The sequence below is a fragment of the Nocardia sp. GP40 genome (assembly GCF_050434125.1).
In the GTDB taxonomy this organism is placed as follows: Bacteria; Actinomycetota; Actinomycetes; order Mycobacteriales; family Mycobacteriaceae; genus Nocardia; species Nocardia albiluteola.
Window position 1 is genome coordinate 316,700 of sequence record NZ_JBNPVW010000008.1, and the last position, 14,471, is coordinate 331,170.

General features: G+C 66.1%; 3 protein-coding genes (1 of these 3 cut by a window edge). 1 reads left to right on the plus strand and 2 read right to left on the minus strand.

The genetic code is table 11. The annotated features are described in order from the left end of the window. Both ABH933_RS25070 and ABH933_RS25075 read right to left on the minus strand, forming a co-directional pair. On the minus strand, window positions 1-11,500 hold the 5' portion of the coding sequence (locus ABH933_RS25070; protein ID WP_429421002.1) for an ADP-ribosyltransferase. The gene continues 61,217 nt to the left of window position 1, outside the view; 11,500 of the gene's 72,717 nt are visible here — the first part of the coding sequence; the start codon lies at window positions 11,498-11,500; its stop codon lies beyond the left edge, outside the window. A gap of 97 nt (window positions 11,501-11,597) precedes the next feature. Beyond that, complete coding sequence (locus ABH933_RS25075) at window positions 11,598-12,065, minus strand: YbaB/EbfC family nucleoid-associated protein (RefSeq protein WP_429421000.1); 468 nt, start codon at window positions 12,063-12,065, stop codon at window positions 11,598-11,600. Between the two features lie 327 nt (window positions 12,066-12,392). Here ABH933_RS25075 and ABH933_RS25080 point away from each other — a divergent pair, with 327 nt between their 5' ends. After that, window positions 12,393-14,207, plus strand: coding sequence for a hypothetical protein (locus ABH933_RS25080; protein WP_429420998.1), 1,815 nt, complete (start codon window positions 12,393-12,395; stop codon window positions 14,205-14,207). Window positions 14,208-14,471 lie beyond the last annotated feature (264 nt).

Here is a 14,471-nt window from a genome sequence, read left to right on the forward strand (position 1 = left end):
TGGCACGAAGTTCACGCCGGGGCCGCGGCGGGAAGGGATGTGATTCGTTGAACGCGCGGTCGACAACGGTGACACTGCCATCCAGGCGAGCAACCAGATAGTAGGCGTGAGCACCGATGCCATTCTTATCGGAGGGACCCTTGTATTCGTCGATGACGAGGGCGACAGCGGGGGCATGGGCACGGAGGTGATCGAAAATCTGGTCATAGTTGCCGTAGCGATCCAGCGGTGCACCGGCGTGGTCTTCGGCCTCTCGGAAGGAGCGCCCACTAAGGCCGGCGGGCTGGGCGAACAGGGTGATGTGCGGGCTGTGGGTGAGTTGGTCGATATCCTCGAGCGTGAGATCCAAGCACACATTGATGTAGTTCGAATCCTGCTGCCCCGCAACAGTTGTCATCCCAGTGGGATACTCACCGATAGCAGAACTGGGCCCGGCCGCCGAATCGGTCGGGCGCTGGTGTGAACTGCTGCCGTCGGTCGCTGCGGCCCGTCGTATGGGCAGGGGTGTTGTGATTGCGGCGAAGGTTTCCTCATCGAGGTCGCCGCTTCTGGTCTGTTTGTGGGCTTCGTCCACCGCTCGCTGCGCATTGACGATGGCGGAATGACCCGCACGTTTGATTCCGAGGCGATCGAACAGACGGTCCCGCGCCCGGCTCAGCGCTTTTTCGGTCAGCGTAGGCTCGGCGACCTTCAAGTGAGCCAGGATGCGCGGGGTCGTGATGACTTTGGCCGCAAAGCACTGGAGCACCTTGCTCCCCTGGGACCACTGTGGCGCGGGTGCTTCTTCAGCAAGCGCTTCGATGATTTCCGGCTCGACCAGTCCCCAGTCGTGAGCGAGGGCCACGGTCGCCGCACGGTTCTCGATCCGATCGGCTCTGCCGCCTTTGCTGCCGCCCAGGCCGGTTTCGATACCGAATATCTTGTAAAGTTCGCGCACTGCGTTGTCTATCTGCCCCGCAGTGGTACCAGGCCCGCGGTGGCCGGCAATGTCTTCGCTCGTCTTGAAGCCGGCGGCGAAGTACTGGATTATCTCCTTCTCCAGCGGATCCAGCGACCTGCTCACAGAGATGTCGGAGAACGGAAGGTTGGGTATTTCGTTGATGGCGTTGCGATCGAGCCGGTTCAGCCGGAGAGCTGCGATGGCGATTTCGGTGCGATGGAGGAACGGACTCGCTCGGCGGGTGAGGTTGAGGTCGTGGGCCGCGGTGATGAGGATCAGTTCGAGCTTTTTATAACTGATGCCGAAATGCTCGGCGATCTGCCGGTTCGTGTGACCCTTGATGATGTGGTGCAGGACGGTCTGCTGTTCGGGCACCAGCGAGTTGCCGGGAATTGCGGTGTCGATGGTTACGTGCTGGTAGGTGTGGTTGTCCGGATGTTGCCGCAGGTGATGAACTTCCCGGCCGGGGGCGGGGTCGGTGACGAGGGTGTGCCGGATGCCGCCGGAGTGGGTGTAGACGAGGTTGCTGCCGGTGTAGTCGGCGACCGCGGCGAGACGGAAGGGCAGGCCGACATGTGCGGCCGAACGGTAGTCGGTGGTCTGCCCGTTGCGAAGCGCGGAAATCTCGTTGTCCAGTGCGCGGGCACGTTCGGTGGCGGCGAAGTCCTGGAAATCGGTTCGGTGCCAATCATTCTCACCGGCTCGTTCGATAGCCGGGGTGGTGATGCCGTGAGTGTAATTGTCGCGATGGGTATCCAGGTATTCCGCGAGACCGTTGCGGAGTTGCTGGGGGTCGCGGCCGAGAGCGTCGGCGAGGGCGGTGATCGGGTCGGAGTAGTCGTCGCTCCACTGCGTGGGAGCAGGCGCGTGGACGGTGACGCCGGGCGCGCCGATGGTGTGGAGGTGGCTGACGAATCGGGCCGGGTTGTGGGTTTCCGACCCTGCCGGGGTCCGGAGTTCGAGCTTGCCGTTGGTGTGGAGGGTGGCGGTGGTGTTGTCGGGCAGGTCGACTCGGGTGCCGGCGAGCAGGGTGTTGTGCTCGAGGTGGTAGGTGAGGTCGGCAAGACTGGTGGATCCGGTGGAGTCTGCCAGGGCTCGGTGGACGGTTACGGAGGTGAAAATGCGGCCTTGGTGATGGATGTGGCTGTCGAGGAAGGCACGAATTTCGTTGCCGTGCAAGGCAGGTCTGTGGAGGGGGATACCCGGGTTGGCGTTGCTGCGATACTGCTGGGTGATCTCGTCGGGGCCGGTGACGACGAGCCGCAGCACTCCGTGGGTGTCCTCGATGTGGATCTCGGTGCCTGGTGGATGGATGAGGAATTCGCCGCCCGTCTCCCCCACGCCCTGGTCGAGGAGTTCGCTGGGGTGCTGGAAGACCTGGATGTGGTCGGTCGCCGGAGTGTCGTCGAGTTCGGGGCCGAGGCCGACGTGTAGCTCTTCGAGGTGCGGATCGCGTGCCGGTTCCGGCGGCGCGGGTACGTCCTCCAGGCCGTCCAGTGAAGTTCCGAAAGTCCGGATGACCGGCTTCGGATCATCCAGGTGCCCGGCCGAATGGGAGTCGGCGGCGTCGAAGATCTTGTCCAGAGCCGGGCCGAAATAGGTCTCGCCGACCGGCGGCTCGAACATCGGGGCGGTGCGCCCGGATCCGTTGCGCAGCAATGCATCCGACGATCCGTCGAACGACGCGTTCGGACGCGGACCGCGAGCGGCGCCATCCGACCGAGCACCGGCCGTCTCCAGAGAAGGTGCCGGTGTCTCGGCCGGCGGAGGGGCATTGGCGCGAGGTGCCGCGGGACGCCCACCCGACAGGACATGATCTTCCACCGCGCGTTCCAGTGCGGGCACCGTCTTGTCGCGCAAAATCTGTTCGGCCTGACGCACGCCCTTGTCGGCGTCGTCCACTCGGGCACGGGTGTCGGGGGTGTCGTGAGCCTGGTGTTCGGTGGCCGCTTCCCGATGTGCTTTGGCCGCGCTCTGGTATTGCACGACCTGTTCGACCACACCGTGATCGGTCACCGCACTGTGGAAGTCCTCCGGCGACTGGAAGCGCTGGAAGCTACCTGGGAGACCACCGTTCTCCCGATCTGTTCCCCTGCCGCCGCGCTGCCCCCGGCCCCGGGTCTGGACGTGGTTGCGCACCCCCAGCGCTGCTCCGCCGCCGGACTTGACCATGGTCCCGCCCAGCTCGATCGAGGCCTCGTCGGGTTCCGGGCTGGCGCCGCGGGTGTCGGCCTTGTGCCCGAAATGCAGGCTGCCGGGCGCACCCCACTGCTTGGTCTGCTGGTTCGCCAACTGTTCGGCCGCGTCGCCGTTGCCGTGCCGGTCGTACCACTTCGCGTCGCGCAGGGTGTAGTCGAGCTTGATCTCCTCGGCCACCGGCAGCCCGGCAGCCGCTGCGGCGGCACGCACCTCCGCCTCGGTGATCTTGTCGACCCAGTCGACGACGCCGAACTCCTCCGACTCCTTGTCCTTCCAGGAGTGCAACGGGATCTCCTCGACGACGCGGCCGTCGTCGCCCCGCATGATCCGCACGTCATCACCGGCGATATCGCGGTTGTCGGTCATCGGCACCCAGTGCGGGCGACCCCGCTGTTTCACACCGACGACCACACCGTTGTCGTCGGTGATCAGCTCGAGCTGCCCGTCCGGTTTGAGCAGGTCGTCGACGATCGACTGACCCATCGCCTCGAGTTTCAGCTCCCGCGTCTCGAAGAACGCATCCGGAATGTCCTCGATCTTGTCGGCATAGAAGTCCGGGATGCGCGGGACCGGGCCGATCCCGTGCTGGTCGTAGAGCGCATCCTCCACATGGGTCAACGTCCCCGACACCCCGGACGGCGAATGCAGGAAACTACTACCGACGAGCTGCCCGAATCCCATATACATCGAACCCTCGGGATGATTGGCCCGCACCGCCACACCGGCGAGCACATCCAGGTACTGGCCGACCCGTTGCAGCCGGTTCTCCCGGACCTCGCCGGTCCCCTTGGTCCGATCCACCATCAACTTGTCATTGGTATTCGACGCCAGCAACCCCGTCCGCGGCGCAGCGCTCGGATCCTCCGGATCGAACGACTTGATCCAGTCGGTATTGCGGCGCTGCCCCCAATAGGCAAGTGCCGCATCCTGATACATCTCGGCCTCATCGGCTCTCACCGGCTCGCCGGGAAGCAGATTCAGCTTCTCGATCGCGGCGTCGGTCAACCTGGCCCGCCACATCCCGCGCGTGAACTGCGGCCTGTCGAAGTCCGCGGCCGTCAGGCCGTGCAGCTTCTCCGCCGCCAGCACCCGATACACCACCCGCTCAATGTTCTTCGCCAGCGCGGGGTCCTCGTCCTGCGCGCCACCGGGCGACAGCACGGCCTCCTGTCCGTCGAACATGGCGGCGTCGAACTCGTCACCGGTGTAGATGCCCTTCGGGAAGGGCTCGAACTTCTCGGCGACGCCGTACTCCTCCAGGACGGAGTCCAGCTTTTCCTTCATGTCGTCGAGCTTCGGCCGGTCGTTGTTTAGCCAGTTCCGCAGCTCGGTCACCTTCGCCTCGGATGCCCCGGCCGCGGCGAGCCGATCCAGCACCCCCTGCGCCGCCCGCAACGCCGCGAACTGGAAGTTCTCCTTCGTCCCGATGATCACCCCACCCGCGGGGATCGGCTCGTCGTCTTTCATCCGCCGCACCGCGACCGGAAGGTCCCCGAACTGGGAACGGGTGAACGCCTGCACCAGATCCACCATCGACGAGACCAGATTGTCGCTGCTGGTGGTCCCGTAGGCGGTGCCGTGCTCGATAGCGTCGGTGAACAACCGCATCGCCATCAGCATCTCTTTGCCCTGACCGGTGCCCATGTTTCCGAGCCGCAGCAGATACCCCAGCATCTGCGTCTCCCGCGGCGCGAAACCCTTCGGATGAGTCAGCTTCACGAACGCAGACAGGTGCGCCAGCCGCTGCTGCGGCGTACCTTCTGCGATGATCGTCCGCAGTTGCTCTCCGGACGGGGGCACCGTCACCGGATCGTCCGGACGTCCCGGCGACAGCAACTCGTGGTCGTAGGCCGACACCGCGTCCAGAACCGCGCGCGCCGCGGCCATCTGCTTGGTCACGATCGCATCGAACGCCGGACGCCGTTTGGCCAGCCCAGCGTCGAACGCTGCCTTGTCCGCCGCCCCAGCCTTCCGCAGCATCGCGACCCGTTCGCCGATCACCTGCTGTCCCACCGCCGCAAGCTCGTCACGCGCCGCGCGATAGGCGGCCTCGTCGGTGTCCAGCTGCTGCTTCAGATTCGCGACAACCGAATCGGTGTGTGCGTCCGGCTCGGAATTCGCGAGCTCCTGTCGCAGCGACTGCACCCGCGTCTCGACGTCGGCCTCGAACCGGCCGGGGTCCGGGATCACCTTCCCGGCAGTGCTCGGCTCCGACCGGAACCAGCGCAGGAATCTCGCTGCGCCGCCGGGCTTTTCGGTGCGTTCCAGCTCCGCGCGCTCGGCCCTGGCGGCAGCAAGCGCGGCCTCGTTGTTCCCCGGAGCGGCGCGGAGCAGTGCCTCACGCTCGATCAGTTCCGCGCGCAGACCGGCAGCACGTTCGTCGATGATCCCCCGGGTCCACTCGAGATACTCTGTGCGCGGCTCGGATTCGGAGATCTCGTCGTCGTGCGCGATGCGGGCCGCCAGCAACCCATCGCCGGCTTCCTGCACCCGCTGCTGCGCTTTCGCGATGCTGTCAACCAGCCGATGCTCCACTCGCGCTTCGTGATTGGCGACGGCCGAGTTGTGGGCATCCCGGCTGGTCTCCCACTGCTGCCGCGCGTCGTGCAAACCGTCTTGCGCCTCTTGCAGACGGGCGTCGGTGTCGGCATGGACGCCGGCGACTTCCTGATCGGCCAGCTCGATGTCGTGGATCGCATTGTCCTGCAACTGCGTGTACTGCTCGTCGACCGCATGCTCGACCGCGGTGTCGTGCGCGGCACGCGCCTCCTCCAGCCGAGACCTGTTGTCCTCGTGCATCTCTCGGAGGGCGGCGGCGGCCGGTCCCGCCTTCGGCGTCTGATCATGTTCGACCAGTCGGCGGCTGGTCTCGAATTCGGTCGCCGCGGCATGTAGCCGTTCCCTGGCTTCGGTAACGGTCGGGGTGTCGCCGACCGTCTCCCGCAACCCATTTCGCAGCTCCACCTGACGCCGATCCATCGGCTCGTCACTGCCGGTCGGCCGCTGCTGGGGATCGGTTCGCTGCTGGCCAACGGGGATGTCGGGACGCGTATGCCGCTCGGAAACAACTGAGCCATCATCGTTTTCGGGCAGGTCCGACTTGGAATGCCGATCGCCGACATGGTCGCTGTGACTCGAAGTATCGGTCTCGCTGCTGCGCGTCGAAGTAGAATCCTCCGAGTCGTCGAATACCGACTCATCCGAAAACGAGTTCCGCGAGGCGGTCGAGTCACTGTCGTAGTCGTCCTGCTCACCCGGCCGCAGCTGTGTGGCGGTCTGCTCTGGAGGACGCGCAGGGGGCTTGGGGAGCGCGCGGTCCATGCCCGGCGGGGCGTGCGCGTCATAGGTCTGGGTGCGCCGGGAATCGATCAACTGCTGTTCCACGGCTGCCTTTTGCAGCTCGGTGGCCTCCGGCAACTGGGCGGTGGCGTGTTCCAGCTCGTCCCTGGCTTGTTGCAGCGCCTCGCCCGTCTTGTCGAGATCCGGGCGGTTCTCATTGGTGGCCTGGTTGTGTGCCTCTTCGGCCTCGGCGTGTGCCTTCGCGGCGTTCTGGTATTGCACGACAAGGGTTTTCACCCGAGGATGCGGCGCACTACTCAGGTAGTCCTCGGGCGAGATGTAATGCTTGACCTCGCCGGGAGTGCCGCCTTCCTTGCGGCCCAGCGTCGGGTCCCCACTGCGTGCGACGCGCGCATCGACCTGATGATTCACCCGGGGCGAATAGGCGGGGCCGCCACTGACCTTCAGCTTGAGACCGCCCTCATCGCTTTGGCCTCGGGTGATGGCCTCTGCGACCGGAGTGATATCGATACCGCGGCCCAACAATTTTTGACCGAGTTTGATCCTCCCCTTCCCGCCGTCGGCAATGATCCCCTCCAAATAGTCGTGGGCCGCTTGTTTACTTCCGAAGGAGTCCATCTTCGCGGCATCGATGATGTCGAATGTGACATCGATACCCCGCGCCTGGGCTTCGGCACGCAGCGCCTGCGCGATCCGGGCGACATCGGCGTTGTCCATCGCTACGATCAGGTGGGGCGAGCCGGTCTGTTCCAGCTGCCCGGTCTCCGGGTTCCGGACGAACGCGCCGCGAGTGCGTTCCATCTCCCCGGTCTCCGGATTCTCCTTCAACTCTCCGTCGAAGATCGCCTTGGCCATCGCCTCGTGTTTGGCGCCACGATCAGCGAAATGCTGATCGGGCAACCGAGTCATGTTGGAGTCGAAGAATCGCTCCACCCTGGAGATCGGCCCGGTCCCGTATTCCTCGTGCATAATATCTTCCACACCGCGAGGAGTACTGTCCGTCTTGGTCAGCAAAGTACCCGAGGTACCCTTGATCTCAAAATGCCCACCGGTGAACAATTGCTTGTTCGTAATACTGATCGAATATTCCGGATCGGCGGTGATATTACTGTCGATACCATGGCCGTGCTTCACCTCCAGATACTTCGCGAACCCGTTCCACCGGCTGGAACTCTGCTTCTCCGGATCGTCCATGATCTCATCGGTCGTCTTCGACCTGATGATCTTGATCTTGATGTCGCGGTCACCGCTGACGAGGTAATCGGAATTCTCACGCGGCCCCCACTCCGCCTGCGCGGCGTGCGCGTATTCCTCCACCTCCGCATCGGTGATATCCCTCCCCAGAAACTCTTGCAGCTTGTCCCGACCGGCACCGGTGAGCTCGGAATCGAACATTCCCGGTATCTCCGGGTTCTTACCGAAATCGGCCGGCTCCAGCACTCCCTCGTCCTTGGCCCGCTGCAGGTTGTTCCAGATCTCCTTGGTCGCCGCCACGAACTCCGGGCTCGCCCGCTTGCCTGCGCCGGGCGACAACACATAGTGGGAATCTTCGTCAATCAGCTGGGCGTCGATCTCGTCGATCGTCATCCTGCCACCCGGGAACGGCTCGAAACGCCTATCCACACCCGTGGCCTCGGCCGCCGCGTCGAGCAACTCCTTGTACTCCCGGAAATTCGGCGCCTTCTCCAATGCCTGCTGCAGCGACTTCAGATCCGTAGGCGACAGGCCCGCCTTCTTCATGTCGTCGATCATCGACTGCGCTTCCTTGACCGCCCGGAATCCATAATCCTGCGAGGTACCGACGACGATCACGCGGTCGCCCGGCTCGCGCGCCGGGAACGGCTGATCGGAGTCCAGGTGATAGACCTTCACCCCGAAGCTGCGCTCGGACACCACATTCAACAGCTCCTGCTGCATGTGTTTCACCAGCGGATCGCTACTGGTCACCACGTGGGCCGTGCCCTCGTTCAGGGCGCTGCGCACCGTCCGCAGGATGACCAGCATCTCCTTGCCCTCACCGGTGTCCATCTCGACCAGACCGTGCTCCATCAGCAGATCCGCCGTGTCCTGAGTGGGCCGCTTCACCTTGCCCGTGACCCGCCGATTCAGCTCGTTGAGCGCCGCGTCGGCATCCCTTTCCGAGCCGTTCACGATCCGGTCGTCCAGCTCCGCATTACTGAGCTTGGTCAGCGGGCCCGACTTCTCCTTCGGCGGCCCGGCACCCGCCTGCGTCTCGTAATACTCCTGCCGCGCCCCTGCCGCGGCCGACGCCGCCTCCACCCGCTCGTGTGCGACCTGTTCGAAGGTCTCCTCCTTGCCGATCTTCCCGTCCACGAACGCCTGCCACCGTTCCCCGCCGGCCGACCGCGAGGCCTCGACGAGCGTGTCCAGCGCCCGGCCCACCGTCTCCTCGTGCTCGGCCATCGCCTGCGCATACACGGCCTCGGCGGCCTCCCGGTCGGCGGCGTGGTCCAGCCCCTGCCGCGCGTCCTCGACCCGTTGCTTGGACGCCGCGATCAGATCGGTCTGCTCCCGGCGTTCCTGGGCGGCACGGCTTTCCGTCTCATTGATGCGCTCCCACGTCTGTTTCATCGTCTCCTCGGCTCGGGCCTGCTCGAGGTGGGAGCTCTCATGCTGCGGGCCGGGTTCGTGATGACCGCCGGGGGTCTCGGAACGAAACGTATTGTGCTGCTCCGAAAGACCCCGGCTATCGATCTTTTCCGGCAGGCTCGCCCTGGGACGCCGGATCTCCTGGTCATCGGATTCGCCGGTAACCCGTCTGGTACCGGATTCCCGTTCCGGCACAACACTTTCCGGATTTGAACCGACTTCGTCCCGCGGATTGCGCGAGGTCGTCCGTTGCTGCCCGGCCGAACCTTCCGAGTCGGACGCGCTGTGCTCGGCCGTACGTTCGTCGTCCCCCGGCCGCACGGTGGTGGGCCGGACCGGGCGCTCCGGCCCCGCGGACGTCGCCCGGGACGATGAACCCGGCGCCGACAGCTGATCTTCCCGGCCTGCCCGCTGCCCGGCCGGGCCCGCCGGGCCGGACTCGCTGCGTGCGGCAGTGATGCGGGCCTGCGAGCCACCCTCCGATGCCGCCGAGGAGGGGGTGGCCTCCGATCGGCGGGACACCGGCTCGGCGTCCGGAGTGCCTGGCCGAGAGGGGATTTCGGGGCCGCCGTTCCTGCCGTTCCCTGACACTTCGGCCGGAGGCCGTGCAGTGCCCGGCAAGCCTGCCGAGTCGTTCGCCGCGGCGGCCGGAGCCCGGACCGGCGAATCCGATGCCGATCGCGTCTCCGCCTGGCCGGGCGCCGACCCGTGCTCGGCCGGACCGCGCGACTCGACCTCGTTGGAAGTGTGCGATGCGACCGGAGTCGATTCCCCATTCGAGGGTGCGGATACGGACGCGCGCGGCGAAAGGCCCTCGGGACCGACCGAACTCTTCTCCGGCACCTCGGCAGCAGGCCGGAAGTCGCGCGACCCCTGCGGCTCCGGCGACGACGACCCGGACAACGATTCCGACGCGGAATGAGACCCTCGGGTGACCGGTGGCGGCGCACTGGCAGACTGTTGCATTCCGGTCGATGCCGACGACACCGAGGCGCGCGACGAAGCGCGCGAGATGGACCCGTCGCTGCCGGTGGTGGTGCTGACCGAACTCGAGCGTGAGGATCGCGTCAGGCTCGTTGCCGCGATGCTGCCGGTGCGTGCGGGTGCCGATCCGGTCTCGTTGCCGTTGCGCACCGAGGGTGAGGCGGAGCGCGACACCGAATCGGTCCCGGACACGGTGTGCTCGGTTCCGCCGGCCGCCCGCGTGGATCCCGTTGCAGCCGTCGATTGTTCGTTGCCGGCGAGTGCGGCGGGCGACGACGCCGGCCGAGTCTGCTGACCCGCGCTCGCGGTATCGTCCGTACGGCCGGCCGCGATCCCGCGGGCACCCGCATCGTCGTTCTTCTCCGACACCGTATGGTCGGCCACGGCTCCGGCGCCACCCGCGCCGTCGGACTTCTCCGACACCGCATGGTCGCCCACGGCTCCGCCGCCACCCGCACCGTCGGACTTCTCCGACACCGCATGTCCTGAACTACCATCGGGTTTCGGCAGATCGATGGCGGAGGTGGCCGCCGACTTCTCGGCCAGCAGTGTCCCCCGCGAGTGACCGATCGCGCCGTGCACCCCACCGAGCAGCCCGCCGCCCACGGCTCCGGCGATCATCGCCGGATCGAAGTCCCACTCCCCCGTCAGTACACCACCGGTGATGAATCCCGCGCCGGCCCCCGCCATGCCTCCGGGCACACCGGAGCCGATCGCGATGCCGCCCGACTTCCACCACGTCATCGAATCCTTGCCGACCCAGTTGCCCAGGCCCTTCCCGATGACGCTGGCAACGGGCGCCGCGACCGCGCCGGACACCGCACCCACGGCTCCCGCGACGAATATCCGCTTCAGATCGAAGTCGCTGATATGCCCCTTGGCCTTCTGGATTCCCTCCACCGTGAGCTCGGTGAACAGGCCCATGGCCCCCTGCGTCAAACCACTGATGGCGGCGAGCTTCCACATCGGCATCGCCGCGACCTTGGCGGCGTGCGCTTCCAGCCGCATGAGCAGCGCGCGGCCCATCCCCGCCATGACGCCTTCGGCTTCGAGCTCCAGCGCTGGTACCACTGCCGCCCCGAACCACGTGGTCAGCGCGTAGGCGATCTCGGCGGCCAGCAGTGCCAGGGTGATGATGATCTGCAGCTTGGTGTGCTCGATCTCGGCGCCCATGTCGTGGGCCGAACCGCCCAGCTGTTTCAGCGTGCCGACCAGATTCGGGATCGACTGATCTCCCGAGAAGAACTGGGCGAACTGGGTTTTCATCTTGTCCGCGCCGTCACCGGCATAGCTGTCGGTCGCGGTGTTACACGCGTCGTGCAGGAGATCGATGAGGCCGTTCAGCGTATTCGCCGCCGTCTGGAAGTCCTCGCCGATCCCGAACATCTTGTCCTCGTCGCCTTTCGGCCACGCGGTACCCGCCAGGTAGGCGAGCCACTGCAGCCCACCAGGCATCTCGATGCTCATCGATCAGGACTTCCGGCGCCGAATTCGCCGAGCACTGCGCGACTGGCGGGCATCGGCCGCGGGTAAGGCTTCACCATGGACGCCGACCAGTCACCGATCACTCGCGGTCGGTGACCGACCACGGCCGGACCTGCGCGTCACCGGACTCGCGCCGCGCACGTGCGGCGGGCGAATCGAACGACGCCCGTTGCAGCTCCGGCGTTTTCGTGCGCAGGTCGGGAAATCCCTCGACCATCGAGGACAGGCTCGGCAGCCGGGACCGGGACTTGCGGATCGGCGCGAGCATCTCCGCCGCCCGGCGAGCGACCTCGGCGGCGGCCTCCTGGGTGGCGTCGGTGACGGCGTCGGCGATCTCGTCGTAGTCCAATTCGTCGATGTCGTCGGCGAATTCGGTCTCGATCACGACGCCGTCGGCGTTGACGGTGATGCGAACCCGGCCCTCGCCCGCGGTGGCGGTGGCGGTGAGTTCGACGCGCTGCTGCTGCACCTCGGCGATCGAGCGCATATGCAGACTGACCGTATCGAGCATGTCGGCGAGGTCGCCCTTGGTCCGGTCGTTGTGCATATCGATTCTCCTGCTGCGCGAAGAGATATGAATCCGCCTGCGCGACTTCACATCAATTACTTCGCGAACGTACCACGCCGAAATACCCCGAAATCCCGTCATGATGCATTTGTCATGCCATTCTTACTCGTATATGACGCCCTATTACGCGGAATTTACTCGAAACTTATCGGCCATCGTATTGAATACCGATCATTCAATGTGCCCGTTCCCTGCCGACGCGCCACCGCCACCGCATGTGAGAAAGCGAATCGAACCGACAGTCGGTGCGGTATCCGCGGCCTCGCCGATCGCACCCGAACCGAAGCGCGAGAAGGACTTCCTCATATGAACGACCCCCAGCCTCGGGACCCGGCCCGAAACGGCGGCGCTCCCGACGTCGGCTTCAATCTGAGCAACGGAGCCGCGCGCGCCGCACAGCAATCCGGTGACGCCGCCATCCAGCCATCCGGCGATGCCCACGCACAGCCGTCCGGTGACGCTGCCGCACAGCCATCCAGCGCCGCCGCCACCCGGCCATCCAGCGACGCCAACGCACAGCCATCCGATGACGCTGCCGCACAGACAACCATCCACGCCGACGGACAGCCATTCGGTGACACCGACGCGCGGCCGGCCGACCTGCACGAAACCGACTCCGCGCCAGCCGGTTCAGCGCCAACCCCTTCGGCGCCAACCGACCCCGAACCAACCGATTCACCCTCGCCCCAAGAGAACGCCGACATCGCCGTGCAGGCGACCGAGGAGCAGGCGAGCGACCTCGCCCACCGCATCGCACGCGAACTCGGCGTCGCCGGTCCGGAGGGCTGGCAATGGCTGGAGGCGGCCTTCTCGCTCAGCGTCGCCGGGGGCGTGGCCCACGTGCTGTACTACGACGACACCGACCAGGTCGCCCGGGCCGAGCCGTCGGCGGAGGTGGGCGAACTCGTCCGCTTGCACCGCGAGATCTCCGCGCAACTCGGCGACGGCCCCTGGTGGCGCATGCTGATCCAGCTCGAGATCACCGGCGAGGTAGAGGTCGACTACGACTACGGCGACGAACCCTTTCCCGACGATCAGCTGCTGACTCCCGACGCCTATCGAGCCGACCTGGAAACGTTTCCGCGAGAACGGATCCCGGTCTGGCTGGCCGCCTACGTCTTCCACGACGAGCGTCAGTGGCGTTCGCCCCAGGAGGCCGCCACCCAGGCCCGCGCCGACCGCGATGCGGGCATCGTCTCGGAGCTCTCGCACGACGACTTCCCCCCGCTGCCCGTGCTGTGGGCACGCTGGGCGACGATCGCGGCGGCGTTCGTCGCCGTCGGTTCCGAGCTGGGACCGCGAATCCGGCCCGCGCTCGGCATCTTCGAGGGCGCTGCACGCAGCGGCTCAACACTTTTCGTGCTGCCCGGCGGCCGCGCGGTGCTCTCGGGCGGCGTGTGGGACGCCGCCGAACTCGACGCCGCCTACAACGACGGCGACGAGCTACCGGACCTGTATGCAGGCGCACCGGACTGGGTGGCCAATCAGGTGCTCAATCCCCGTGCGGCCCAAGGCATACTGTCGTTCTGTTACTGGTGGGCCCACGGCAGCTGGCACCGCGGCGAATCCCCGGGGGCCGATCAGCTCAGCGCGGCAGTTCCCGGGGTGTGGTCGACACAGACCGTGGCCGACATCGTCTGCGGCGTGCTCGGCAGCGATCCGACCGAGCAACAGCAACAGGCCGCCGCCACGCTGGTCGCCGCCGCCGAGGCCGGGGTGGTCACCCGGGACACGCTGGCCGCGGTGTTCGACGAGCTCACCGACGATATCGACGGCGCCCTCTATCAGCTGTCCCTGGCCGGCCTCACCGCGACGGTCCCCGAGCCCCTGCCGCGGCACCAGGCGATCGCGCTGGTGCGCGCACACATCCTCGGCCTCGGCGTCGATACCACCGGCTATCCGCTCGACCAGCTCGTCGCCGAACGCCTCGAGGTCGGCTGGATGGTATTCGTGCCCACCGACCCCGGCGAGATCGCCATCGGCCGCGCGATCTTCTACATCGCCGACGACGGAGTCATCGAACAGTCCTCCTCGTCAACCGCGCCATCGCTCTACTTCTCAGGATTCGAACAGCGCTACAAACAGAGACAGACAAGGGCCTACGCCGATGTGGTGATCTGACGAAGAAAGGGGGTCCGCTGCTGCCACCGCGGCAGTTGATCTCCCCTGCGATGGAGCCAGGCTACGGATCGGGTTATCCGCCCGTGACCACGTGATCACATCGGATCTATTCGCACCCAGTTTACAATGCTGTCACCGAAACCTGTTGTTGCCTAGCTAATCTCACCGCTACCGGTGGCATCTACCCACCGGGTACACCGTCCGGGCAGTACGGGCAGACAATGGTAGGAATCTCTGTGGGACAATCTGTAGCAGCACCGATCA